This window comes from Dyadobacter sp. CECT 9275 (assembly GCF_907164905.1).
GTDB lineage: Bacteria > Bacteroidota > Bacteroidia > Cytophagales > Spirosomataceae > Dyadobacter > Dyadobacter helix.
Window position 1 is genome coordinate 1,680,915 of record NZ_CAJRAF010000001.1, and the last position, 23,380, is coordinate 1,704,294.

The 23,380-nt window shown below is 45.0% G+C and carries 22 protein-coding genes; 13 read left to right on the forward strand and 9 right to left on the reverse strand.

Going from position 1 to position 23,380, the window contains the following annotated elements; genetic code table 11:
- The first annotated feature begins 122 nt into the window (after positions 1-122).
- Positions 123-590 (forward strand): response regulator, encoded by a 468-nt coding sequence (locus KOE27_RS06890; protein WP_215238073.1) that lies wholly within the window; start codon positions 123-125, stop codon positions 588-590.
- Between the two features lie 53 nt (positions 591-643).
- Here the strand turns inward: KOE27_RS06890 and KOE27_RS06895 are convergent, their stop codons facing one another.
- Together KOE27_RS06895 and KOE27_RS06900 are read right to left on the reverse strand one after the other, a co-directional pair.
- Positions 644-811 carry a hypothetical protein gene (locus tag KOE27_RS06895; RefSeq protein ID WP_215238074.1) on the reverse strand — a complete coding sequence of 56 codons (168 nt, stop codon included), beginning with the start codon at positions 809-811 and terminating at the stop codon, positions 644-646.
- A gap of 97 nt (positions 812-908) precedes the next feature.
- Positions 909-1,766, reverse strand: a complete 858-nt coding sequence (locus tag KOE27_RS06900) for a dienelactone hydrolase family protein (RefSeq protein ID WP_215238075.1) — start codon at positions 1,764-1,766, stop codon at positions 909-911.
- 253 nt (positions 1,767-2,019) lie between these two features.
- Here KOE27_RS06900 and KOE27_RS06905 point away from each other — a divergent pair, with 253 nt between their 5' ends.
- Both KOE27_RS06905 and KOE27_RS06910 read left to right on the forward strand, forming a co-directional pair.
- A complete protein-coding gene (locus tag KOE27_RS06905) occupies positions 2,020-2,328 on the forward strand; it encodes a MerR family transcriptional regulator (protein WP_215238076.1) in 309 nt (102 codons plus the stop codon).
- A gap of 42 nt (positions 2,329-2,370) precedes the next feature.
- Positions 2,371-3,594 carry a M28 family peptidase gene (locus tag KOE27_RS06910; RefSeq protein ID WP_215238077.1) on the forward strand — a complete coding sequence of 408 codons (1,224 nt, stop codon included), beginning with the start codon at positions 2,371-2,373 and terminating at the stop codon, positions 3,592-3,594.
- A gap of 19 nt (positions 3,595-3,613) precedes the next feature.
- Here KOE27_RS06910 and KOE27_RS06915 read toward each other — a convergent pair whose 3' ends face one another.
- Positions 3,614-4,123: a metallophosphoesterase family protein gene (locus KOE27_RS06915; RefSeq protein ID WP_215238078.1), complete on the reverse strand. Its 510-nt coding sequence runs from the start codon at positions 4,121-4,123 to the stop codon at positions 3,614-3,616.
- Between the two features lie 253 nt (positions 4,124-4,376).
- On the opposite strand from KOE27_RS06915, the gene KOE27_RS06920 reads away from it, so the two are divergent.
- The 3 genes from KOE27_RS06920 to KOE27_RS06930 all read left to right on the forward strand — a co-directional run bounded on the left by KOE27_RS06920 (position 4,377) and on the right by KOE27_RS06930 (position 9,055).
- Entirely contained in the window at positions 4,377-7,205 is a 2,829-nt protein-coding gene (locus KOE27_RS06920; protein WP_229252673.1) for an outer membrane beta-barrel family protein, read from the forward strand.
- Positions 7,206-7,226: 21 nt separating this feature from the next.
- Positions 7,227-7,982, forward strand: a complete 756-nt coding sequence (locus tag KOE27_RS06925; RefSeq protein WP_229252674.1) for a GLPGLI family protein — start codon at positions 7,227-7,229, stop codon at positions 7,980-7,982.
- 185 nt (positions 7,983-8,167) lie between these two features.
- Positions 8,168-9,055: an OmpA family protein gene (locus KOE27_RS06930; protein WP_215238079.1), complete on the forward strand. Its 888-nt coding sequence runs from the start codon at positions 8,168-8,170 to the stop codon at positions 9,053-9,055.
- A 111-nt stretch (positions 9,056-9,166) separates the two neighbouring features.
- Here the strand turns inward: KOE27_RS06930 and KOE27_RS06935 are convergent, their stop codons facing one another.
- Positions 9,167-9,610, reverse strand: a complete 444-nt coding sequence (locus tag KOE27_RS06935) for an SRPBCC family protein (protein WP_215238080.1) — start codon at positions 9,608-9,610, stop codon at positions 9,167-9,169.
- Between the two features lie 222 nt (positions 9,611-9,832).
- Here KOE27_RS06935 and KOE27_RS06940 point away from each other — a divergent pair, with 222 nt between their 5' ends.
- The 6 genes from KOE27_RS06940 to KOE27_RS06965 all read left to right on the forward strand — a co-directional run bounded on the left by KOE27_RS06940 (position 9,833) and on the right by KOE27_RS06965 (position 14,292).
- A complete protein-coding gene (locus KOE27_RS06940) occupies positions 9,833-10,813 on the forward strand; it encodes a GlxA family transcriptional regulator (RefSeq protein ID WP_215238081.1) in 981 nt (326 codons plus the stop codon).
- A 90-nt stretch (positions 10,814-10,903) separates the two neighbouring features.
- Positions 10,904-11,857, forward strand: a complete 954-nt coding sequence (locus KOE27_RS06945) for a pyridoxal-phosphate dependent enzyme (protein WP_215238082.1) — start codon at positions 10,904-10,906, stop codon at positions 11,855-11,857.
- A 140-nt stretch (positions 11,858-11,997) separates the two neighbouring features.
- Positions 11,998-12,468 (forward strand): hypothetical protein, encoded by a 471-nt coding sequence (locus tag KOE27_RS06950; RefSeq protein ID WP_215238083.1) that lies wholly within the window; start codon positions 11,998-12,000, stop codon positions 12,466-12,468.
- 140 nt (positions 12,469-12,608) lie between these two features.
- Positions 12,609-13,349 carry a FecR domain-containing protein gene (locus tag KOE27_RS06955; protein WP_215238084.1) on the forward strand — a complete coding sequence of 247 codons (741 nt, stop codon included), beginning with the start codon at positions 12,609-12,611 and terminating at the stop codon, positions 13,347-13,349.
- Between the two features lie 207 nt (positions 13,350-13,556).
- A complete protein-coding gene (locus KOE27_RS06960; RefSeq protein ID WP_215238085.1) occupies positions 13,557-14,072 on the forward strand; it encodes an RNA polymerase sigma factor in 516 nt (171 codons plus the stop codon).
- 40 nt (positions 14,073-14,112) lie between these two features.
- The gene (locus KOE27_RS06965) at positions 14,113-14,292 is read left to right on the forward strand and encodes a hypothetical protein (protein WP_215238086.1); all 180 of its coding nucleotides are present in this window, start codon (positions 14,113-14,115) and stop codon (positions 14,290-14,292) included.
- A 211-nt stretch (positions 14,293-14,503) separates the two neighbouring features.
- Here the strand turns inward: KOE27_RS06965 and KOE27_RS06970 are convergent, their stop codons facing one another.
- The 4 genes from KOE27_RS06970 to lpxK all read right to left on the reverse strand — a co-directional run bounded on the left by KOE27_RS06970 (position 14,504) and on the right by lpxK (position 21,240).
- Positions 14,504-17,413, reverse strand: a complete 2,910-nt coding sequence (locus tag KOE27_RS06970) for a PD-(D/E)XK nuclease family protein (RefSeq protein WP_215238087.1) — start codon at positions 17,411-17,413, stop codon at positions 14,504-14,506.
- 104 nt (positions 17,414-17,517) lie between these two features.
- Complete coding sequence (miaE, locus tag KOE27_RS06975; protein WP_215238088.1) at positions 17,518-18,111, reverse strand: tRNA-(ms[2]io[6]A)-hydroxylase; 594 nt, start codon at positions 18,109-18,111, stop codon at positions 17,518-17,520.
- Between the two features lie 69 nt (positions 18,112-18,180).
- The gene (locus KOE27_RS06980) at positions 18,181-20,175 is read right to left on the reverse strand and encodes a putative porin (RefSeq protein ID WP_215238089.1); all 1,995 of its coding nucleotides are present in this window, start codon (positions 20,173-20,175) and stop codon (positions 18,181-18,183) included.
- Between the two features lie 12 nt (positions 20,176-20,187).
- Entirely contained in the window at positions 20,188-21,240 is a 1,053-nt protein-coding gene (gene lpxK, locus KOE27_RS06985; protein WP_215238090.1) for a tetraacyldisaccharide 4'-kinase, read from the reverse strand.
- A 68-nt stretch (positions 21,241-21,308) separates the two neighbouring features.
- Here lpxK and KOE27_RS06990 point away from each other — a divergent pair, with 68 nt between their 5' ends.
- Complete coding sequence (locus tag KOE27_RS06990; RefSeq protein ID WP_215238091.1) at positions 21,309-22,388, forward strand: o-succinylbenzoate synthase; 1,080 nt, start codon at positions 21,309-21,311, stop codon at positions 22,386-22,388.
- Here the strand turns inward: KOE27_RS06990 and hemF are convergent, their stop codons facing one another.
- Entirely contained in the window at positions 22,389-23,306 is a 918-nt protein-coding gene (gene hemF / locus KOE27_RS06995; protein ID WP_215238092.1) for an oxygen-dependent coproporphyrinogen oxidase, read from the reverse strand.
- Positions 23,307-23,380 lie beyond the last annotated feature (74 nt).

The following is a 23,380-nucleotide window of genomic DNA, read 5'->3' on the forward strand; positions in this document are numbered from 1 at the left end:
TAATAATTTTCGAATTTAACATTTATTCCTGTAAACAAATTTTATGTCTGAGTTTTTTAATGTAATTATCATACATAAAGTTGTTCTTTTGACCTAAAATCTTAAGATTAAGAAAATTCGCAATGGACATTTCTGAAAAAATCAGCGTGTTATACGTTGATGATGAGCTAAACAACCTAAACTCCTTTAAAGCGGCCTTCAGAAGGGATTTTAATGTGCTGATTGCCACTTCGGGGCAGGAGGGGCTTAAGATTCTGGAGGAGAACACCATTCACGTCATTATCACGGACCAGCGGATGCCGGGGATGACAGGTGTTGATTTTCTGATAGAGGTTCTGAAAAAGTTCTCTGATCCGATCCGTATCCTGCTGACCGGATATACGGATGTTAACGCGGTGATTGACGCTGTCAATAAAGGACATATCTATTACTACATTAATAAGCCCTGGGATGAGGATCAGATGAAAATCGTAATCCGTAACGCCTACGAGATTTTTAACCTGCGGGAAAAGAACCGGGAACTCATCGATAAACTGATTGAGGTGAACGGTCAGCTTGAATTTTTACTAAGGCAAAAATTGATTTCTTAGTCTGTCGTCAATAGGGAAAATAAATACTAAAACCGGTGAATAGTGATTGATAATCAGCTATTCACCGGTTTTTCTTTTGCCAGCTTCACACGATAATATAATCCCAGCGACTTAAGCAGATAGCTCATAAGGGTAAATGCGCCGGACAGGCCTATGGCTATAATCAGTATTCCTGCGAAGAAGATATTTGCCAGTGCTTTTAAAAAAAATATCAGTTCCATATCCGTTCAATTTTAAGACTGTTTTAGCAATGCAAAAAATCATGCCATGCAGCACTTATCCCGGATAAAATCCGTTGCGTTTTGTGTTAAGGTGATGTCAGGAAAGTGTCTCGTTAAATGCTTTAAGTGTACGTTCCCAGGCGAGTTTAGCGGCTTCTGGGTTGTAACGGGCGGCAGAGCTGTCGTTCAGAAAAGCGTGCTGAGCGCCTTCGTATATAAAAATCTCATATTGGGTGCCGGCCTTTTTTAACGCTTCCTCGTAAGCCGGTATTCCGGCATTGATACGCTCGTCAAGCCCGCCATAATGCAGCTGAATTCTGGCCCTTATCCTTGGAACATCGGCAGCTTCCGGCTGGCGGCCATAATAAGCTACGGCTACTTTAAGATCCGGCGAGTGCACCGCCAGCTGGTTGGATAACGCACCACCCCAGCAGAACCCAACGCAGCCTGTTTTTCCGTTACTTTCCTTCCTGCTTTTCAGGTAATCGAAGCCTTTCTGAAAATTGACAATGTTCTTTTGCGGGTCTATCCTGGCAAACAGCGCCCGGGCCTGATCTTCATCTGCGGGGGTTCCTCCAAAAGGGGCCAGGGCGTCAGGCGCAAGTGCAATAAAACCAGCTTTGGCAATACGCCTGGCCACATCCCTGGTATGTGGATTTAATCCACGGTTTTCATGAATTACGATCACCCCGCCTTTTTTGCGCTTTGTTCTGGGGACGGCCAGATACCCCTTCATTTCGGAACCATCAGCCTGATAGGTGATATCTTCCGTCAGTATTTCGTCGTCGTTCTCACGGACGGTTGCTGCATTTGCGTAGTTCACCTCCAGGAACGGCAGCACCGCAAGTGCAGCAGTTGTACTTCCTGTGATCCTAGCGAGTCGTCTGAGGAAAACCTCCCGGCTCAGAGGCTTATGGGTATATTCGTCAAAAAGATTTATAATACGCTGATCCATGTTTTTATTAGAATTAAAGTAAAACGGACATGTACGGATAATTCGCCGGGTAACCGGAAAGCAGCAACGGCGTTTTAATATACGGTTATTTTGGTTAATTTACATTGCTGTACGCTGTTACTTTAATTCTGTTCGTGGCGGAGTTATCTGTCGAATTTTACAGAGACGTACAGCCATACTCTCAATATTTTATTTAGAATTGTTTTAATTAAGGTAAAGGCCCATTACTTTTGCCATGCTAAATCAGGATCAGATGGAAGCAGGAAAAATTTATTATGATACCAATGAAGTGGCTGCCATGGTAGGATGTGAGCCATCCGCACTGCGTTTCTGGGAAAAGAAATTTCCCCAGCTTAACCCCAAAAGAGACAGCCGGAACAGAAGGCGGTACACCGAAAGAGACATTGAGATCGTTCGTAAGATCATGCACCAGAAGGAACACCAGGGTAGGACCATCAAAGGGGCCAGGGAGCAAATGAGGCGTAAGGAAGAGTCTCAGCTCCTGGTGCAGCGATTGCTGCGGGTCCGGAAGTTTCTGGTGGATATCAAGGAGGCATTATAAATAAATAAAAATAAGGGCACAGTGTCGTACATAAATCTTGTAATGAAGCAATTACTGTTTATCGTTTTTTTACTCAGAATAAGTAGTCTGCAGGCGCAGCCATTTCAGGTATCTGACCTAAAAACACACATTTCATTTCTGGCATCGGACGATCTGGAAGGGAGAGGTACCGGGAGCCTGGGGGAGATACGCGCTGCCAATTACATTGCCGCTTTATTTAAAAGTTACGGATTGCAGCCTGCGGGAAAGGATGGTTCTTATTTTCAGACTTTTGAAAGCAAAATTTCCGTCGAAACCATCCCGCATACTGTAACTGCCCGGAACGTGATCGGTTTTTTGGATAACGGCGCTGAGCAGACGATCGTGGTAGGAGCGCATTATGATCATTTGGGCAAAGGTTTTCAGGGAAGCTCGCTCTCGCCCGATAGTAAAAATCAGATTCATAACGGAGCCGATGACAATGCTTCCGGTACTTCAGGGGTGCTTGAGCTTGCGAAATACTATGCCGGGAATGGCGTGAATGAAAAGCATAATTTTCTTTTCATCGCTTTTTCGGGAGAAGAACTGGGCCTCATCGGTTCCAAATATTTTACCAGCATGCCCACCAAACCGCTGTCTTCCCTTGTTGCGATGATCAACATGGATATGATCGGCAGGCTGGACGACGCTAAGGGACTGGTTGTTTCGGGATGGGGAACAAGCCCTTTATGGGGGAAGATTGTTCCACCAGCTGCAAAAAAGTATAATATTGCCGTAACAGCGGATTCATCTGGGGTCGGGGCTTCGGATCATACCTCTTTTTATCTGAAAGATATCCCGGTACTCCAGTTTTTTTCAGGCGGGCATGGCGATTACCACAAAATATCGGATGATGCAGATAAAATAAATTATGAGGGCGTGGCCAGGGTACTGGGTGCCGTTGCGACGGTGATCAACAGCCTGGATGCCGAACCAGGCAAGCCAATGTTTACACAGGCTGGGAACGCGCATAAAGCCGCAACCACTTCAACGTTTAAAGTCACACTGGGTGTAATGCCGGATTATACCTTTAGTGGGAAAGGACTAAGAGTTGACGGTGTTTCACAGGGCAGGCCTGCCGCCGTTGCGGGCATACAGACAGGTGATATCATCATTAAACTTGCTGGCAAAGACATTGGTACCATCTACGATTATATGGAAGTATTGGGCGCGCACGAAAAAGGAGAGGTTGTGGAAGCACAGTATGTAAGGAAAGGCCAAAAACAAACCGTGACGGTCAGGTTTTAGCATTTACGGTATCCGCGTTTTATTGCATCAATCCCCGCTTTCCCAGTTCAATTACCTCCATTTGGCTGATGACCCCCTCGTGCAGATTGAAACGCAGCAGGGTTCTCATCTTATGAAATCCTTCCTTTCCTGCAGCACCGGGATTGATATATAACATATCTTTCAGGCTCTTGTCCCGTATCACCCTCAGAATATGAGAATGGCCGCATATGAAAATATCCGGAGTTTCTGCTCTTAATCTGGGCATAACCTGCGGATTGTATTTGGGCGGAGCCCCACCGATGTGGGTCATCCAGACCCTGAATCCCTCTGTTTCAAAATGCAGATTTTCAACCGAACGCTGCCGTACCTCCCTGTTGTCTATATTGCCGTAAACTACTTTTAGCGGCTTAAATTCTTCCAGTTTATCCAGGATATCTACCGTCCCAATATCTCCTGCGTGCCATATTTCGTCACATTGGGAAAAATGGTCGAATATCCTTGGATCCAGATAACTGTGTGTGTCCGAAATTAAACCTATTCTCGTCATTCAGTATGCTTTTTTTGCGCAAAGGTAGGCAACGAATTCACCGTTAAATAAATTTTTAAAATATTATTGGATGATATTGTTACTTATATATACTAAAAAGGGTAGTATTGAGTTGTACTAATTCTTAATAAAAGTTAAATGTATGTTATTTTGATCCAAAAACTAAAAAATTAGTTGTGAAATCGGATTGCAATATTTATACTTGCACCTAGTATTTGAAAAGTTACTTACAATCACCTAATTCTGCCCAGCCTTGAAAAAAATCCTACTTCTGCTCAGTTGTTGTTTATTGGTACTGTCTGCAAACGCACAGACAGGCGGACGTTTTACGCTCAAAGGAACCATGGCGGATACTGCTGGAGTGGGTTTGCCCGAAGCTACTGTGATGCTTTTGGCGCCGAAGGATTCCTCCCTTGTCAATTTCGGAAGAACAGGAAAAGACGGGTCTTTTGAGTTTAAAAATCTGAAGCGCCTTCCGTATATTCTTAAGGTTACCTACGTGGGTTATGTACCTTTTCAGCACAATGTTACTCCTGCAGAGGGTGATGTAACAGACCTTGGCAAATTCGGAATGAAGTATCTCAACCAGGAATTATACGCGGTGGTGATCAAAGCGGCCCGTGCGCCGTTGAGCATCCGCGGAGATACTGTTGAGTATGACCCTCGTTCATTTAAGGTACCACCGGGGGCAACAGTTGAGGACCTTCTTCGAAGGCTTCCCGGAATGCAGGTAGAACAGGATGGTACCATTAAAGCGCAGGGGGAAACCGTAAAACGTGTAACGGTTGATGGTAAGCGTTTTTTTGGAGATGATACCAAAGCCGCTACCAAAAACCTGCCAGCAGAAGCCATTGCTAAGGTACAGGTGTTTAATGATAAGACGGAGCAGTCGCGGATTACGGGTGTGGAGGACGGAAAACGGGAAAAGACGGTAAACCTTGAATTAAAAGACAGCCACAAAAAAGGTGGTTTCGGAAAAGCTTCAGTAGGAGCGGGGTCGGACAACCGGCTGGAAGGGAAGATCAACTATAACAGGTTCAACGAAAAAAACCAGTTTTCGGTGATCGGACTGGGCAATAATACCAACTCCGGGGGGATGTCCTGGGACGACTATCAGGATTTTAAAGGAAGCCAGTCTTTTAACTGGGGCGATGACGGAGACTTCGGATTTGGAGGCGGACGGTATATATCTTTCGGTGGAGATAATGACGAGGAGAGTCTCACCATTCAGGCGGGACGGGGCGGTCAGAACAAAGGATTTAACAAGAACTGGGCTGGTGGAGCCAATTATAATTATGACGATAAGAAAACCAAGTTCAATACCAGCTACTACTATAACCAGACCAACCAGACTCTGGATGCGATTGTTAACCAGCGGAATTTTCTGAGTAATCTGACCTACAACACGGTGGATACCAACAGACGGGCCAATTTTAACGGCAATCACCGGGGAAGTCTCAGGTTTGAAAAAACAATCGATTCGGTCAATACCCTGATCGTTTTGAGTAATATGAGAATCGGGAATGGTACTACCGATTACACCAATGACCGGCGGTACTTCCGTGAAGAAAACGTATTATCCAATAAAACCAATGTAAAGAACTTTTCAGATTTTAACTCCTTTGCCATTGGCAATACCGCCATTTTCAGGCATAAATTTAAGGAAAAGGGGAAAAATTTTGCTGCCAGTTTCGCGTATAATATCAACAACTCAAACGGTATCATTAATCAGCAGTCGGTTAACCAGTTTTTTAATCCGATGGAGACGGAACCTGACAGTGTACTGAATGTCAACCAAAGGAACGATACCAAAAGTTTACGTAACCAGATCAAGTCCAGTTTGTTGTATATCGAGCCGTTGTCCAAGAAATTCTTCCTGGAATCATTTTATAATTTCAGCCTGAAATCCGATGAGGTAACCAGGGAGGTGAACGACAGGGGAGAGGGGATAGATGTTCCCAATCTCAGTCTGACGAGGTACTATAATAATAAGTCGACCTTTAACAGAATTGGTACCACACTGAGATATTCCCATAACGGACTTAATATTTCGGCGGGTGTAGGTGCTCAGCAAATTCACATGGATGGAAAGTTTGCGGTAACCAAGGATGATGATTACAGCTTCGTAGACCGAAAATATAACAATGTGGTACCCAATGTTTCGATGAGCTATGACCTGAAAAAGAACCGTTATCTGTATGGGGGATACCGCATGTCGGTGAATGAGCCGTCCATCTCTGATCTTCAGCCCATTGTAGATAACAGCAATCCCTTGTTTATCCGCGTAGGAAATCCCAATTTGAAACCTTCCGTCTCTCAGTCTGCCGATATTGGGTATAATATGTTCAATCCGGGTAATTTCATGCAGGTATATTTCGGCGCCAATTATCAGTACTTCAGGAATCAGGTCATTTATAACCAGATTGTGGATGAGAATTTGGTCACCACCACCACACCCACCAATATCAGCGGTGGTAATATGTTCAGCTTTTATTCGAACTATGGTTTTCCGATCGTTAAAACCAAAAGTAACCTGACGCTGAACGCCTCCTATAACCTTAACAATAACCTTACGAACATTAATAATGTCCTGAATAAAACGCAGACAAATGGCTACAACTTTGGTTTAAGGACAGACTTTACACCCAGCGACAAGTTTACCATCTATGCCAATGCCTACTGGAATATCAGTGATACCAAATATTCCATCAGTGAGGGACAGAATCAGAAGATTGTGAACGGTAATTACAGCGCAGAACTGAATTATAAGCTTCCAAAGGATATTTATTTTCAGAGCCGCTTCAATTACAACACCTATACCAATGACAGGGTGGGTTTCAATCAGAGTATGCCGATCCTGAATGTTTCGTTTTACAAGGCTGTCCTGAAAAGCAAGAAAGGAGAGATCCGTTTGTCGGCATTTGACCTTTTTAACAAAAACAGAGGTATTTCGCAGTATGCCTCACAGAATTTCGTTTCACAGGAACAGGTACGTACGCTGGCCAGGTATTTCATGCTTAGCTTTACCTACAACATGCGCGGTGTGACACATTCGGTGCGCCGGAAGGGATATGGTTTCTAACAAATCAAAATGCTAAAACAGATGAAGCATTCCAATATGAAAAGGTTATTCGTTCTTTTATTCTTAATCAACAGCACCACCGGATTTTCCCAAGGTACTGAAGGTGTTGTCACTTATCAACGTACACAGTTCTGGACAAAAATTCTTCCCCGGCTTACTTTCCTCAGCCAGGAAGAGAAAGACAGGGAGCTCCGGACCTGGGGCAGCGATGATACGGGGTGGAAAACCAAATACCAGCTTTATTTTAACGGAAAGGAAAGCAAGTTTGTCGAAATACAGGAGCAATCGGAATACGGCTACAACCGCCGTCCCAGCGAGTACATGATCTACCGGAATTTCGATCAGGAGAAAAGGGTGGAAATTGAAGAGATCTCCGCCAAACAATATCTGGTGGAGGACTCACTGGTTACCCCTTCCTGGAAGGTGCTTAACAAGATTAAGGAAGTCAACGGTGAGCTATGTATGATGGCTGTGACTGAAGATACCATCCGTGGACAGAAAATTGTTGCGTGGTTCGCCAACAATATAGCCGTTTCCGCTGGCCCGGAAAAGTATTTCGGATTGCCCGGCCTGATCATGGAGCTGGATATTGACGATGGAGCCGTTATTATTTCTGCCATCAAAGTAGAAATGAAACCCGTTTCGGAACAGTTGGTGTTGCCCAAAAAGATTAAAGGGAAAAAAATTGGAGCTAGTGATTACGATAAACTCATCGCGGGTATCATTAGGGATAGCAATAAAGGGCGGAGAAATCCATACTGGTCCATTCGTTATTAAGTACTTCATTAGAAAATCATTAGAAAAAAGTGGGACTAACTTTCGTAGTTTCACTTTTTTTGTACCTTTGCGTTTTAAAAAACCGCTGCGTACGTTTTGGCATGGTTTTTTAAATTGGGAAATATGAAAAAAGGAAGTTTCTTAGTAACCAGTGTTAACTTTATACCAATAACCCTTATTTTATTATGAAAAATACGCTTGTAGCCGTTGCGCTGTTGTTTGTCCTTGGTTCATGTGCCAGTAAGAAGAAATTGCTTACTGCCCAGAACAAAGCAAACGAGATCCAGCTTCAGTTGGACAAAGCACGTGCTGATCTCAATGATTGTGATAGCAGAACGGCGAGTTTGAACAATGACATCAAACTCAAAAATGATGAACTCACCTCCAAAAATGCAAAATTGAAGGAGATGCAGGATCAGATTGACTTCCTGAAGAAAAACAACAACAATCTTCTTGACCGTATGTCTGACCTGTCGGTTATATCAAAAGAAGGTTCTGAAAGTATCAAGAAATCTCTGGCAATGATGGATGCGCAAGGTGCTCAGATCCGTGATCTTAACTCAAGCATCCAGAAAAAGGATTCTTTGAACATGGCACTTGTGCTTAACCTGAAACGTTCACTTGCTGATGTTAGCGATGAAGACGTACAGATTGAAGTGAAAAAAGGTGTTGTTTATGTTTCTCTGTCTGACAAAATGCTTTTCAGATCAGGAAGCTCGGTGATCAATACCCAGGCTGAAACAGTACTTGCCAAAGTTGCTAAAATCCTTAATGACTACAAGGAAATTGAAATCCTGATCGAAGGCCACACGGATAATGTACCTATTTCAACTGATAAAATTGCTGATAACTGGGATTTGAGCGTGTTGCGTGCGACATCTGTTGCCCGTACGCTTCAGAAGAAATATGGTGTAGAACCTGTTCGGATGATTGCTGGTGGACGTGGAGAATATCTTCCCAAAGCTGCTAACGATTCGGCTCCTAACCGTAGCCTGAACCGCCGTACGGAGATCATCATTACTCCTAAATTGGATCAGTTCTTCAACCTGTATACACCAAACGCAGGGAAGTAACATAACTTATTGAGTAAAACAAAATGCCTTCCGGATATATCCGGAAGGCATTTTGTTTTACTATCTCTTAAGAAAAAGCTTAGCCGGCTGAACATTTGCCGGGATCAGCGTCTAAACTTTTAGAAAGGGGGCGCCTTTACCCGTTGCAAGATAATCCCCCAGGCTGGCAAGAAATGTATTCCAGCCATCCTCACAAACCGTGTAACATTCCAAATCGGGGCTTAAACCCTCGTGTAGAAAAGTTAAGGTAGTATTTTCTCCCCTGTCGTCTAAGGTCCAGACGAGTCTGGTGCCCACCCATTCTCCCTTGTTTTGCAGAGAGTTCAAATCAATATAGGCTTTGGTGCAGGTCCATACTACACGGGTACAGGGAGTTGCTTCCAGGATTTTGAACGTTTTTCTAGTTTCGCCAAAGCCAATGGTAAAACTGTCCCCTGCCTGAGCCGCTGCACCCGTCAGATCGGTGCTCCACCAGTGCTGGATATGTTCGGTTAAAGCTGCGTAAACCACAGCTGCAGACTGGTCCGTTTCCATGTGTTTTTGATAATCATTCATGTTAGTTTTTTATTTTATTGGTTTTGTTAATGGCCGGAGGTAACCCGCATTTGAGTTGTGGTCGAATCAAATGGCTGTCTGTGGTTTGTTTGCTGAAATGTGTCGAATATCGAAGTAAGAAACAAATGTACTGTCTGAATTTGTCTTTTATGGTGTGTTAAATGGACTTTATGGCGGGTTGATTTGGACAAAACGGTTTGTTACCTTTGTGAAAAACGTGTCATGAAACAAGTCATCATCGTGGTGCCGAAAGGATATGCCAACCTGAGCAGCGTGGCAGGTTCTTTTCAGATACTGAGCCGGGCTAATACCTATTGGCAAAAGCAGGGAAACCAATCAAGGATCGAAATTCGTATAGCAGGTTTTGTGCCGGAATTGAAACTGGATGACGGTTTCTTTTCCATTCATCCGGTAAATATTGACGAAATTGGGAAAGCAGATCTCGTCATCATCCCGTCTATTTCCCATACCTACGATCAGATCCTCGGTGAAAATACATCCCTCATCCGGTGGATCGGCAACCAGTACAAAGGTGGGGCTGAAATTGCCAGTATCTGTACGGGCGCTTTTTTGCTGGCTGCTACCGGCTTACTCGATGGTAAAAGTTGTTCAACACACTGGAATGCTGCGGACGATTTTAAGCGGCTGTTTCCAAAAGTCAACCTCTTGACCGATAGCCTGATCACCGTTGAGCCGGGAATTTATACTAACGGAGGAGCATACTCATTTTTGCACCTGGTGCTTTTTCTGGTGGAAAGGTACTTCGACAGACAAACAGCTATTTATTGTTCAAAAGTATTTCAGATCGATATGGAGAGGGCATCACAGTCACCATTTCATATTTTTCAAACACAAAAAAAGCACGGCGACGAATTGATCAGCAGGGCACAGGTGTATATCGAAGAGCATTTGAGTGAAAAAATTTCTTTTGAGCAGGTAGCTTCGGATCTGGCCATCAGCAGACGTAATTTTGACCGGCGTTTTATCAAAGCCGTTGGTAATACCCCGGTAGAATATCTGCAGCGCGTCAAAATTGAAGTGGCAAAAAGTACGCTGGAGAAAGGAAGAAAAAGTATTTTTGAAGTTATGCATGAAGTGGGTTATTCGGATGATAAGGCGTTCCGAGAGGTGTTTAAGAAAATTACCGGCTTATCCCCGCTTGATTATCGTGCCAGGTTCAATAAGGAAGTTGTGCTTGTCTGATGCTTTTGAAAGCTGCATACCGCGCCATCCCTATTACGAAACCGAGGGCGGTTGATGGCTGCCAATGGTTGTATCAGAATAAAGTTATATATGAATCATCAGGTTATTTCCAAAGAAGAGATTGCGTTGGCGCATGAGCGTATCAGGCGATTTATTCACCGTACACCGGTGCTGCGGTCCTCGTTTCTGGATAATCTTACAGGTGCCGAATTATTTTTCAAGCCGGAAAATTTTCAGAAAATCGGGGCTTTCAAAGCTCGGGGCGGACTCAATGCATTGTTGTCTCTTTCGACAGAGGAACTGTTACATGGCGTTACTACGCATTCTTCGGGAAACCACGCGCAGGCCATTGCTTTTGCCGCCGCCATGGTAGGTGCCAAAGCATATATTGTAATGCCTGAAAATTCGCCAAAGGTCAAAATAAAAGCAGTGGAGGGATATGGTGCCGAAATTACATTCTGTATCAATTCGCAGGAGGAGAGAGAGCGTGCTGTACAGGAAATCATTCTGCGAACGGGCGCGGCTTTTGTACATCCCTTCAACAATTACCATGTAATAGCAGGCCAGGCTACGGCTTCCAAAGAGTTGTTCGAGGATGTAGGAAAGAGCCTCGATGTTGTGATCGCTCCGGTAGGGGGAGGGGGCCTGCTGGCCGGAACCGCATTGGGAGCGCATTATTTTTCACCCGAGACCAGTGTATATGCAGGTGAGCCGGAAGGCGCCGCGGATGCGATATTGTCTTTTAAGAGTGGTAATATTGAAAAGGCTCCGTATGTAAAAACAATAGCTGACGGGCTGCTGACCACCCTGGGGGACAAAACTTTTCCGGTAATCCGTGCGCATGTGACGGATATATTGGCAGTCTCGGATGAGGAGATAACCCAAGCCATGCGGTACCTGTGGGAAAGGATGAAAATTGTAGTGGAGCCCTCTGGTGCGGTTTCTCTTGCGGCCGTGCTTAAAAACAGTGCTTTATTCTCAGGGAAACGGGTAGGGATTATCCTGAGCGGAGGAAACGTTGATCTTGGTAATTTGCCATTTTAGCAGCATAATACTGTACCTTCGTAGTTTAATTACAAAATCAATTTTAAAGAAATATGCCTGATAAGCACAAATTGCCGTTATTAGGGAATAACGAGGTGTATTATATTTGGGAAGTTAAGATCTACAACAAAATTTAGAGTATGAAAAAATTAATTATATGCTGCCTGATTGTTTTCATTGGTTCCTGCAAGAGTAAGAAGGAAACAGAGGCGGACCCGGATTACAGCTCCAGATTTGTGGGAGATTACTGGACCAATACCGTTAATGGTACCAATTCAACAGCCCAGGATTGGAAGGTAACGAGCCTGGGGAAAAATCTGTTGGGTATTAACTACACAATTAATTATACGTTCAGAGAGCAGGGAAAAGAAATCAAAAGTGTTGAAATATATAAGCTTACAAAAGTGACCGTTGTGGATTCTCTTACTTTCAGGATCAATGAAGATGCGGAATTATCGGATGACGGGGTTACCAAAGTACGAAAAGTGGAAGCCGATGGCGTAAGATATACCGATGCGGCCAACAAGTCCAATATTGGTATTACGCTTAAATTTACGGATCCGGGAGGGGCTTCTTCCATGTCGGACTTCCTGATATTCAAAAAGAAATAGTATCCTGGAAATACTTCTGGTTACAAGAGCTGCCCGCAGGCAGCTCTTGTTCGTATTCGGGTATGGTAGAAAAATAAGAGGCCACCACGCACTTGAGAGATTAACCAAAGATTTGTAGCTTGGGGTATGACTCCTGCAGCATGAAAATTTCAAAAGAACTGGTACTGCTCTATTTTAACAATCAGTGTTCTGTCTCGCAGGAAAGGCAGGTAGTACAATGGCTGGCCGCTTCGGTGGAAAATACAAAACAAGCCATGAGGTGGATTGATGAGCTGACGGATGAAGAGGAAAAGCTTTTTCTGAAAATGGTGCTTTCTTCCAAGGATGTCTGGAAAGAGACGATGTCTCAAATTGAGGAAAACAAACCCATAGAAGCGAAGCGCAGCGGAAAACCAGGCAAAATCAGGATTTTGATATCCAACTGGCTGCATCATACCTACCGGAACGCCGCTTTACTGGCTGGTGTGCTGATGCTCATTTTTGCGTATTATGTGTATCAAAAAAGCCGGTTTGCAGATATATCTACCAAAATGGGTGAAGTGAAGGAGCATACCTTGCCCGATGGCTCAGAAATAAGGCTGGGGAGCAACAGCCATGTCAGGTACTATTATCACCAGAGAAACGGAGAAAGAAAGTTATGGCTCAGTGGGACGGCGCGCTTTCATATTAAAACCGTAGGAAACCAGCCTGGATTCCAATTGTACCTATCCGGGTATGACCATATTGAAGCTCGTGAAGCAAAAATTGAGGTGACTGAAACCGGGCCAAAGTGCAGGATCTCCTTGCTGTCGGGAGCCGCGCAGCTCCTGACAGCAAGGAGAGGTAAGATGGAGCGGATTGACCTTAAGCTGCACCAGCCGGTTGAAATGGAACGCCTCTAGTATCACGGTGCCGGACCAAACAGAACTTCCGCAAGGACAAAAGCATGGTGGGTAATAAAAATAACCTGTCAGAGTAAAAGTTGTTAAAAGTATAAAAATAAAAATTAACTCTTGTTTTTGTGTTTACTACTGATTGATTATATTTAATCTTTATTTAAGGGCGGAATAATATTTTGAACTGATATTTTAATGCTATCATAAAAAAGTATGAATAAATCATTATTTTCTGAAAAGGAGCTGCTCAGGCAACTTGCTGCTGACAATACTGCTGCGTTCAAAATACTATTTGATCAGAACTACCCCTCTCTGGTCAGGGTAATGATGCGTTATTCCAAGGATCAGGATGAAATTCAGCTTTGGATGAAAGATATATATATACAATTGTGGAAGTCCAGAGAGTTTTTTAAGTCCGAACGAGTTGAAAACTTTCGGGCCTATTCGATTATGGTGGCCCGGAACTATGCTGTAAAGATGTCTTTGAAATCGAGAAAACTTGGTTGGGGAGAGGGTAACGCTGCAAAGGATAGCGAATCATTCACTGCTGTTCAGCAAATCAGGTATTATAAAGCTGTGCAGGAAACAAGTGTTCAACAGGCCTCATTGCCCATTCATCTGGCAGGCAAAATCACTGCCGACCTCTTTACTTCTCTAAAAGCTTTTGAATCACAATTTGTCCGCATCATCTCCTTGCTGAGACAAGAACGGGTGGTTTTTAGAAGATAAGATTTTCGGAAACTTGCTATATTGCGTTAAAATAGCTGTTATGGAGTTTTCGGAGTATCTTCTTCAGAAAAAAATAAACCTTTTGGAATTCAAGGCCGCAGATCCTGAACGATTCGCAGAATGGGAGCGTGTTTTCCCTACCATGCATCCGGACAGTTTTACTGCGCAAAAGAAGTTTTTGATCAATGAAATCCGCCGCAGGTATCATACGCAGGTTTAATCTTCAATGGCGGTCTGTATTCCGACATAAATAGAAGTAAGGGGAAACAGAACAATCATGAGTACACTGGTGATCACAAACGCAATGAACCAGATAAGGCTTTGAAAAAATTTCGCTAATAATATCATATCCGTAAGTCTTTTAGCCTAAGAACAGTCAGATACGAAAAGAGTTGTAACTGACCTGGAAAAAACCACGACAAAAGTTGTTCCTATCTGCCACAAATTCCTGTAAAGTCGCAGTAAGTACATGTTTTTACATCATTTGTCTTCCTGAAAGGTATTTCAGGGTCCAGCAGGTCGTCCAGGATATCGGTAAGAATTTGTTCAGATTGTCCCAGAAACGCAACAGTATTCTCTGCTCCTGCAAGTTCCAATGGGTTGACAATCAGATTTTTCGGATCCCGGAAGGAGTAAAAACCTGACAAAATACGATAGTTTTCGAAGTCGTAGATGTGGCCGCTAAGCCGTAATCCATTTTCATCCAGCATCTTACGATATACCAGATATTCATACAGCCACAACTGACGTACATAACCCATTTTAGGGTCACCAACGGTTTTTAAAACCTCGCGCTGGAAGTCAGGATCATTGAGTTTTTGTTTTCCGGTTACTTCTACACTTCCGGTTTTGTAATCCATAACCAGCAAAGTCTGGTCTTCCGAAAGTTCTATCCGGTCAATCTTTCCACCAAGCCATACCTCGGTAAAACTACCCTGCAGTATTAGTTCGAGCCTGGCCCTGAGCGGTTGCTCGGTTGCCAGTATCTTTCGGCGGGGCTTTTGTTGCATCTGATGTCTGAGGAAGATCAGGATCTGCTGCTCGCCAATCTGATAGTAAATTCTGTTCAAACCCTGGTCTGTGACATATCCCTGGAACCTCGTCTCGAATTCCTCGCGAAGTATATGGATAATTTCTTCTTCAGTAGGATCTGTTCCTTTTGTAAAATATTCAATATCAAGTCGTTCCAGCGAAGCATGTATCCAGGTTCCTATCTTGTCCATACCCAGTTCTTCTTCGACGTCCTCTTTTTCCTGAACGCCTACGATATGCTTAAGGTAAAACTGCATGGAACACCTGATCAGTTCATTGAGATGCGTCGGATACAATCCTTTGCCGCTCAGGTACTTCCTGATCTCCTGCAGAACGCCGTCATCCTTGTAAATTTCTTCATCGGACTGGACTGCGGAGGTACTTTCGAACACAACGTTTTTATTTTCTACCACCAGTTTGGGATTGTATTGCGAAAGTTCATATTCAACCTGCTGAACAAACCTGCTTTTTTCGCCTCCTCCCGGTGCATCGTTGGTATTGGTGTAAAGGATATGAACCTCCGATGCTCGCTGGAGGAGCCTGTAAAAATGGTAGGACATTACCGCTTCCTGGTGCTGGTGCGTGGGCAAACCCACCGACTGTGCCGCATCAAAAGGTATCAGTGAATGCTGGCGCTTTGCAGTGGGCAGAACACCTTCATTGAGTGATAAAATGATAACACGCTCGAAATCAAGCGCCCGGGTTTCCAGCATACCCAAGACCTGCAGATTACTGATGGGCTCTCCGCTAAAAGGTATCCTGGTCTGGCGGATGAGCTCGAACATGAACGTACGTAACGTTTTGAAAGTAATCACATCGGGCCTGTCTTCCATTGTTTGCTCAAATTGTTTGAGCAACGTGTAGAACAGATACAGATATTCCGTTTCAAGGGCATTTTTGTAGTCCTTGTATACCTCCCGCAGCAGATCGATGAGCCCGTAAAAAGTTGCAAGTACCTGGGGCGTATTGTTGCGCTGCCAGCGGGTAAACAGGATTTTGAATAGTGGATGGTTTTCTCCCATCTCAAGCAATTCGTGCTCACTGAGAAATACCTTATTCTGTGTGGTAATGGTCGTCAGCGTTTTCTGGATGATCGTCTGCTCGTCCGTCAGGGGGCGTAAGATCACATGTTCATAGTGCCGGATGAACGGATGATTCAGGATTTTGTCAATGGATTTGTGGCTGAATTTTGGTATCCTGATCACATTTCCCTGTTTGTTCCTGAACTCAACTACATGCTGCTGTAAGTCGAAAATGCTGTCTATCAGTGTATACAGCAGTGAGTTGCGCATGGAAAGGCCCATGGTAACATTCAGGTCTGTAATGGATTCGTCCAGTGAATACAGCATGGGGAGCAGCAGATTCTCGTCTGCAAGTACAATGGCGGTAGGCACGGGGGTGTCTGGTCCATCCGCCTGAAGCATTTCCTTATAGAGCTGGCCGGCTACCTTGGTCTGGAGCGTGGCGTTGGGGACGCCGTAAACAGTCACTTTTTTAGAAGATGAAAGCAGGTCGTCGGAGGTCCAGTTCCAGTTTCCAAACAATCCCGAGCGCTGGTATTCCCGTAAGCTTTTTCCGGCCTCAACACCTTTGTTTACCGACATATAATATTGGTCGGTGTCCCATAGTACCTCCGCCTTGCCTTCTTTCACCAACGACTGTACGATTCGCTTTTCGGCCTCCGTGAAAGCGTTAAAACCTGCAAAATATATTTTTTCGTAATGCTTTTTATCAAAAATGATCTGATCCGGATGCTCGGCTACCTGGCGGTAAGCCATGCCCCTGTATGCCTTGCCTTTGGCCAAAAGCCTGGCTCTGAATTGTTCATAAAGCAGGTGCAGGTTCTCAAAAAGCGAAAAGTACTGTTTGGTACCTTCATAATTTTCAATTTTTTTTCCGGGAGGCATACTTTCCTGCCATCTTTCCAGGGCTTTGGCTTCGGACAAGTAATCGAACAGACGGGCTGTATCAACCATATACTGGTCGGTTTTGTCCAGGTCACTCAGCAGTACCGATGCCCAGCCCATGAAACGGTCAAAAGCAAGATCAGGATCAATATCCCTGAATGTTTCGTAGAGCTCAAGGAGCAGATGCACGGGATCTTCGACCTGCAGTGCCGATACACCCTCCACAAAATCATCAACAGCCATAATATCCGGGCTCAGAACAGGTTCTGCAGTGGTATTGGCAAGTTCCTGTAGCAGAAAATAGGCTGCCCGCCTGGTGGGGACTATAATACCTATCCTGCCCAGGGTTTGCGGATGATGTTGGTAAATGTGTTTCGCAACCCGGTTAAGAAATGTCTGCATTACCTTCAATGGTTTGTTACATTAAAAAAATCACTCTGCCAGAGACATATCGGTCCGATGCCCGCAAATGTTCCTTCATTGCATTTGTCAGGCTTCCTTCGTCCTTAGTGCATCCTGTCTGCCCGTGGTTCGAGTTCTTTCATAATTTCAGCCTCGCTAGCCAACAATTCCTTCCAGCGTTTTCTTACGATGTCCACCGGAATGTATTCCTCAGCAAGTTCGATAAAAGTACGGTAATGGCCTGCTTCTGATATCATCAGTTCCCGATAGAATTTGGTTAATGCATCATCGTCCAGAGACTCAGACAGCAATTTAAACCGCTCACAACTCCGGGCTTCAATCAGGGCGCAAAGCAATAACCTGTCCAGTAATGCTTCTTCGTAATCGCCTTTATTTCTTACTAATTTGAGCAGGCGGCCCACATATTCATCTTTCCGTTGGCGGCCCAGCGGAATGTTCCGCTTACGGAGTTCTTTTAATACCCGTTGAAAATGTCCCCATTCTTCACTCACAATGGGCGTAAGTACTTCCACCAGTTTTGCCTTTTCGGGATAATGTACAATCAGCGAAATGCAGGAGGATGCCGCCTTTTGCTCACAGTAGGCATGGTCGATGAGGATATCCCCGATTTTCATGGCTGCAATATTCACCCATCTGGGATCGGTTGGTAATTCTAACCCAAGTGTGGTAAGTGACATGGCTGGCAGACGGTTATAAGTATTGAAAGAGAGTAGGTTACACGGATACTTGTTTTACTGTACCCTGCTTTAATCAAACAGAGGCCAGAGTATTCCAAAACTGAAAGACCTGCGTAAGGCCAGATACCCCGGCGACTGGTAATATCCTGCCGCGGGCCAGCCCATGTTAACATGAGAAAACTTCAGGAACAGGCGTACCCGCGTAATTCTGAGATTGGCAAAAACATCGGCAGCCACGGATCCGTCCGTTTGCTGGTTCTTGTAGAGGTCTGAAGGCAGGTGAAATTGCTGTGTAACGGGCATGTACGCATAGGCCAGGTAAGCCGACCGGTACACTGCCGAAAGTCCGAGCTGAATAAAGAGCACTTTGGAATACACAAAATCAAAAGTTACCTGTCCGCTTCCGAAAAAGTCTGGGTTTCTGATGATGTTCTTATTGTCATTCAGGGTGTAGTAAGTTCTTGCTGAAAAATTCCAGCGGTTCAGGTGAACATCCGTTGTAGCACCTATCCGGAACAAATTGATCAGTCCGTCGTACTGTTGCGGAAGGGCTTCTTCGTCATAGTATAAGTGTCGTCGGATCAGGTGATATTGCATTTCAGGAACGAAAGATATCTTTTTGGTCTTAAGCGGGATAGATCCGTAAACGGTATTGACCCACTCCAGTTTGAAATCATTTTTCCAATTAAAAACGTTGCTGTTATAGTAGTTCATGAGCATATCCGGCGACCAAAGGATGGTCTGATACCCGGCTTTTGCCCAGCGTGTGGTAAGTTCCCCCTTTAGCTTCAGGTCTTTTGCAACCAAATGCTCACCTTCTGCCGTCAGGTATTGGGACGAATCTTTGAAGTAATATCCAAGCCAGAGCCCGATCATATTCTCAAATTTCAGGCCCGACCGGTATCTTGTGTATGGCGAGCCCTCCGTACTTGTTACCTGGCTCTCCGTCTTTAGTCCGTAGAGCCTCTGGCGCACATAGGCCCGGTAGTTAAACCCTGAAAATGCCCCTTTGATACCGATTTTATTATCAAAAAGTTTATAATATAAATCCTGGCGCGTTGCGGTGGAATCCCGGTAAGCTCCGGGATAAACACCTTTTTCCAGCCCGCGCGACATATCCAGGTCTGTGTATCGGTTAATGGTGGTTTGGTAGTCGGCCTGCTGAAAAACCTGGAAGCCGTTCACCAGCCGGTACTGCTGGTATATGTGCAGTGCCTGGCGTCTTTCCCATGAATTGGCATCGTCGCTGATGCGCGCGGCTCCTTCGTAGTCATAAATTCCTTCACCGCCAGCTGTGGAATCCGGGATAACACCGCCTTGCTCTCTCACTTTCTGGTTAAGATGGCGGTAGTGCGCAAGAAGGAGGTACTTTTTATTTTTGGAGAAAAAGCTGGTTTGGGCGAGGAAAGTCCAGTTCTGTCCCAGAAACGCTTGTGTATTTACGCTGCTATAGGTACCATATTGTTTGTTGGAAGTAAGCCGTTGAAATTTGATACCGAAGTTGAAACGCGGGTTTACGTTCTGGGTATAACCAAATCGTCCCAGTGAAGTTTTACGGGCTCCCGAAACAAATGTTATTTCAGTATGCTGCGAGCGTGTGTTGTAATATTCTACCTCCTCGGGTTTTATACCGTAGGCGTCGTAAGCGTGCATGCCAAGCTGCTTGCCGATATCCTCACGCGGCTGAAAGAAGATATTTCTTGAAGCCGTAGCCACATTTCCAAGGTCCACGAGTGTTCCCCAGGATTGTTCAATGGGCGTCCATCGCTGAAAATTGGTAAGCAAAGTATCCACCCTGTAACGGACCGAATCCCGGTTGTTGAGGATATCCTTTTCGTAGAAATGCAGTGTAGTAGCCGGGCCGTAAATCGTTTTGGTACTGTCGTCCAGAATGGCTCCCCCGCCTCCTGTGCCTGTTCTTGTCCCGCCGGTTCCGGAAGTTGCTCCCGAAGTACCTCCCGAGGGCAACTTTACACCTCCCGGCATTTTGATCTGTGCCTGAGCGGTGCGGTCAATAAATATCAGGCAAAAAATCCCGACGAAAAATGAAAAAGCAATTCTCATAAATATAAAAGTTCAACGGACCGACTGACCGGTTTGCGGAAGGTTATCTGAAATCCAACTGCTGAATTTCTCCTTGTCATCTCCAAAATCCACTTCAATGGGGACATAAGCAAACCGATCCGATACCCCCGCAGCCTGGGCCAGGGGTTTTAACTTTACCATATCCTTTTCCGTTGTGACCACAAAAGTATCGCTTTTTAGGTTTTGAATAAGGGCCGTCAGGTGCGTAGCTGTATAATTGTGGTGGTCGGGGTAAATTATTTTGTCTATAACGTTAAAATGACGACTTACATGGCGGATAAAGGGCTCCGGATTGGCGATGCCGGTTACTATTTTAACATTCTTTAACGTTGCCGAGCCGTTGGCGTGGAAAACTACCGGACCGTAACTGATGCCTGCAAAGAAAACCGGTACTTCCGGTCGGCTGAAGCGTTTGACGGCGGTAAAGATTTTCTCCCTTTCTTCCACAGAAATATTTTCCGGGCATTTGGTGACGATAATCCCATCAGCCCGCCGCGCCCCTCTCCGGGTTTCCCTGAGGCGCCCCGCAGGAAACGGAAGATCCAGGTAAAACGGGCGACTGTAATCATTGAGTAGAATATTGAGATCCCTGCCAATGGCTCTGTGCTGGTAGGCGTCATCCAGCAGCAAAATGTTTCGCCCGGGAAATGCCGTATTTAATTTTTCAGCACCTTCTGCCCTTTGTTCACAAACGGCAACTACAATTTTCTGTCCAAATTTCTGATCATACTGAAGTGGCTCATCGCCTATTTGCGCAGCATCGGACTGGTCCGTTGCCAGTACAAAGCCCTTTGTTTTTCGTCCGTAGCCCCTGCTCAGGATTGCCACAGAAGCTTGCGGCAGCAGGTATTTTACAAAATATTCCACCATGGGTGTTTTACCGGTACCTCCAACAGTAAGGTTTCCTATAGATATAGTAAACTGATGAGGTTTGGTGGAGGACAATATTCCCAGATCATAAAAGGTGTTACGAATGCCGGTGATTGATCCGTAGAGCCAGGAAAAAGGCGTTAATATGAATTTTATCCAATTAGGTTGTCTCATCTTATCTGCATAATTACATAAATTTTGTCTAATATTGTCGCCCCATATTCAGCTGACGCCACTTTTGTATGTCTTTAAAAATAGCTTTCAAGTCTCACAATCTGTTATTTAGAAAGCAGGCAGGTACTTCACGCGGCGTTTTAACCAGCAAGAATTCCCGACTGATACATATCACCGATACCGAAAAAGAAGGCATTTCCGGCTTTGGGGAATGCGGCCCGCTGCCGGGGCTTAGTGTGGATGATATTCCTGATTTCGACAGGCAACTGCAATCTGTTTGTGATGAGTTCAATGCGTTTGACCTGGAGGTCTTTCCCTTTAACCTTCAAATTATTCTGGATCAGTTGGTTCCGCCACATTTGCCTTCAGTACGTTTCGGGATTGAAACCGCTTTACTGGATATCATGCACGGAGGGCGCAGAATTATTTTCGACAATCATTTTTCTGCGGGGCAGACTGGCATTCTGATGAACGGGCTCATCTGGATGGGTTCTTTTGAAGACATGCTGCAGCAGGCTGAGGAAAAACTGGCACAGGATTTCACCACATTGAAACTGAAAGTGGGAGCGATTGACTTTGACAAGGAATGTGCAATCCTCCAGAGAATAAGGGAGCGCTATCCTAAAAAAAAGATTACCCTGCGTGTAGATGCCAATGGTGCTTTTGATGGCACCAATGTTTCGGAACGGTTAAATCGGCTCGGCCAATATGACCTTCATTCCATTGAACAGCCTGTTATGGCGGGGCAGCATGGGCTGATGAAAGCCGTATGTGCACTGTCTCCTGTCCCCGTTGCGCTGGATGAAGAGCTGATCGGGATTGTAGGATACAGAGAAAAATTTGACCTTCTGAAGAAGATCAATCCGCATTACATCATTCTTAAGCCATCGTTACTCGGGGGCTTTCAGCAGACCACCGAATGGATCGAGATTGCCGTGAGGTTAGGTATCAACTGGTGGATTACTTCGGCACTTGAATCGAATATCGGGCTGAACGCCATAGCTCAGTACACCGCCAGCTTTAACAATCCGCTTCCCCAGGGGCTTGGTACCGGCCAGCTGTACCAGAATAACTTTGATTCTCCGCTGGTTGTCCGGAACGGGCGGTTGTTTTACGACAACAGTCTGGATTGGAACCTTACCTGGTGATTACCCTGCCCAGTTAATACCTTTTTGCAGCAGCTTTAATGTCCTGGCTTCATCGGTACCCGCATCCGGGACAAAATTATATTCCCAGTTGGCCTGAGGCGGCAGGCTCATCAGTATCGATTCCGTACGCCCGTTGGTTTCCAGGCCAAATTTAGTACCTCTGTCCCAAACCAGGTTGAATTCCACATATCGTCCCCGCCGCAGATACTGCCATTGTTTCTGTGTTTCGGTTATGGCGTCATCGCGATGTTTGTTCATGAAAAACGTGTAAATCGGGGCGAAACATTCCCCTATGCTTTTTACAAATTGAAAGAGTTGTTCCTTGCTGAGCTGCTGTGCATTACCGGGTTCGTCGGGTTTGAGATAATCAAAGAAAATTCCCCCGATTCCCCGGGTCTCATTTCGGTGGGGAAGATAGAAATAATCATCCGCCCATGTTTTGAACTTTGGATAAAATGCCGGATGATGCTGGTCGCAGGCGGTTTTTAAATGATGATGGAAAAGTGTGGCATCTTCCTCAACCACATAATGAGGAGTGAGGTCAATCCCGCCGCCGAACCAGCATGTGCCGTTGCTCAGTTCGAAGTAACGTACGTTCATGTGAATGATGGGTACATGAGGGTTACGCGGATGCATCACAATGGAAACGCCTGTGGCCGCAAAATGATAATCAGCGCCTTCGCCCAGGTTCATCTGCTGCCGGAGCCTGGGATGTACTTCACCACGCACACTCGAGTAGTTTACCCCACCTTTTTCGATCACATTTCCATTCTGAATCAGCCGGGTTCTGCCGCCTCCGCCGGAATGATGCTCCCACCTGTCTTCAGTAAAAACAGACTGACCGTCGGCTGTTTCTATTTCATGGCATATATTGTCCTGCAAGCTTTTGAAAAAACCTTCTATATCTTCAAGTTTCATGAATCGGGATAAATCTGTTCGCGGCAAAGATACTTGAATGTTGGTAAAAGTTGGTGTGAACAGTGCTTGTCGCA

Coding starts and splice junctions, on each gene's coding strand:
- KOE27_RS06890 (WP_215238073.1), top strand. CDS start 123: ATGGACATTTCTGAAAAAATCAGCGTGTTATACGTTGATGATGAGCTA.
- KOE27_RS06895 (WP_215238074.1), bottom strand. CDS start 811: ATGGAACTGATATTTTTTTTAAAAGCACTGGCAAATATCTTCTTCGCA.
- KOE27_RS06900 (WP_215238075.1), bottom strand. CDS start 1,766: ATGGATCAGCGTATTATAAATCTTTTTGACGAATATACCCATAAGCCT.
- KOE27_RS06905 (WP_215238076.1), top strand. CDS start 2,020: ATGGAAGCAGGAAAAATTTATTATGATACCAATGAAGTGGCTGCCATG.
- KOE27_RS06910 (WP_215238077.1), top strand. CDS start 2,371: ATGAAGCAATTACTGTTTATCGTTTTTTTACTCAGAATAAGTAGTCTG.
- KOE27_RS06915 (WP_215238078.1), bottom strand. CDS start 4,123: ATGACGAGAATAGGTTTAATTTCGGACACACACAGTTATCTGGATCCA.
- KOE27_RS06925 (WP_229252674.1), top strand. CDS start 7,227: ATGAAGCATTCCAATATGAAAAGGTTATTCGTTCTTTTATTCTTAATC.
- KOE27_RS06930 (WP_215238079.1), top strand. CDS start 8,168: ATGAAAAATACGCTTGTAGCCGTTGCGCTGTTGTTTGTCCTTGGTTCA.
- KOE27_RS06935 (WP_215238080.1), bottom strand. CDS start 9,610: ATGAATGATTATCAAAAACACATGGAAACGGACCAGTCTGCAGCTGTG.
- KOE27_RS06940 (WP_215238081.1), top strand. CDS start 9,833: ATGAAACAAGTCATCATCGTGGTGCCGAAAGGATATGCCAACCTGAGC.
- KOE27_RS06945 (WP_215238082.1), top strand. CDS start 10,904: ATGAATCATCAGGTTATTTCCAAAGAAGAGATTGCGTTGGCGCATGAG.
- KOE27_RS06950 (WP_215238083.1), top strand. CDS start 11,998: ATGAAAAAATTAATTATATGCTGCCTGATTGTTTTCATTGGTTCCTGC.
- KOE27_RS06955 (WP_215238084.1), top strand. CDS start 12,609: ATGAAAATTTCAAAAGAACTGGTACTGCTCTATTTTAACAATCAGTGT.
- KOE27_RS06960 (WP_215238085.1), top strand. CDS start 13,557: ATGAATAAATCATTATTTTCTGAAAAGGAGCTGCTCAGGCAACTTGCT.
- KOE27_RS06965 (WP_215238086.1), top strand. CDS start 14,113: ATGGAGTTTTCGGAGTATCTTCTTCAGAAAAAAATAAACCTTTTGGAA.
- KOE27_RS06970 (WP_215238087.1), bottom strand. CDS start 17,413: ATGCAGACATTTCTTAACCGGGTTGCGAAACACATTTACCAACATCAT.
- miaE (WP_215238088.1), bottom strand. CDS start 18,111: ATGTCACTTACCACACTTGGGTTAGAATTACCAACCGATCCCAGATGG.
- KOE27_RS06980 (WP_215238089.1), bottom strand. CDS start 20,175: ATGAGAATTGCTTTTTCATTTTTCGTCGGGATTTTTTGCCTGATATTT.
- lpxK (WP_215238090.1), bottom strand. CDS start 21,240: ATGAGACAACCTAATTGGATAAAATTCATATTAACGCCTTTTTCCTGG.
- KOE27_RS06990 (WP_215238091.1), top strand. CDS start 21,309: ATGTCTTTAAAAATAGCTTTCAAGTCTCACAATCTGTTATTTAGAAAG.
- hemF (WP_215238092.1), bottom strand. CDS start 23,306: ATGAAACTTGAAGATATAGAAGGTTTTTTCAAAAGCTTGCAGGACAAT.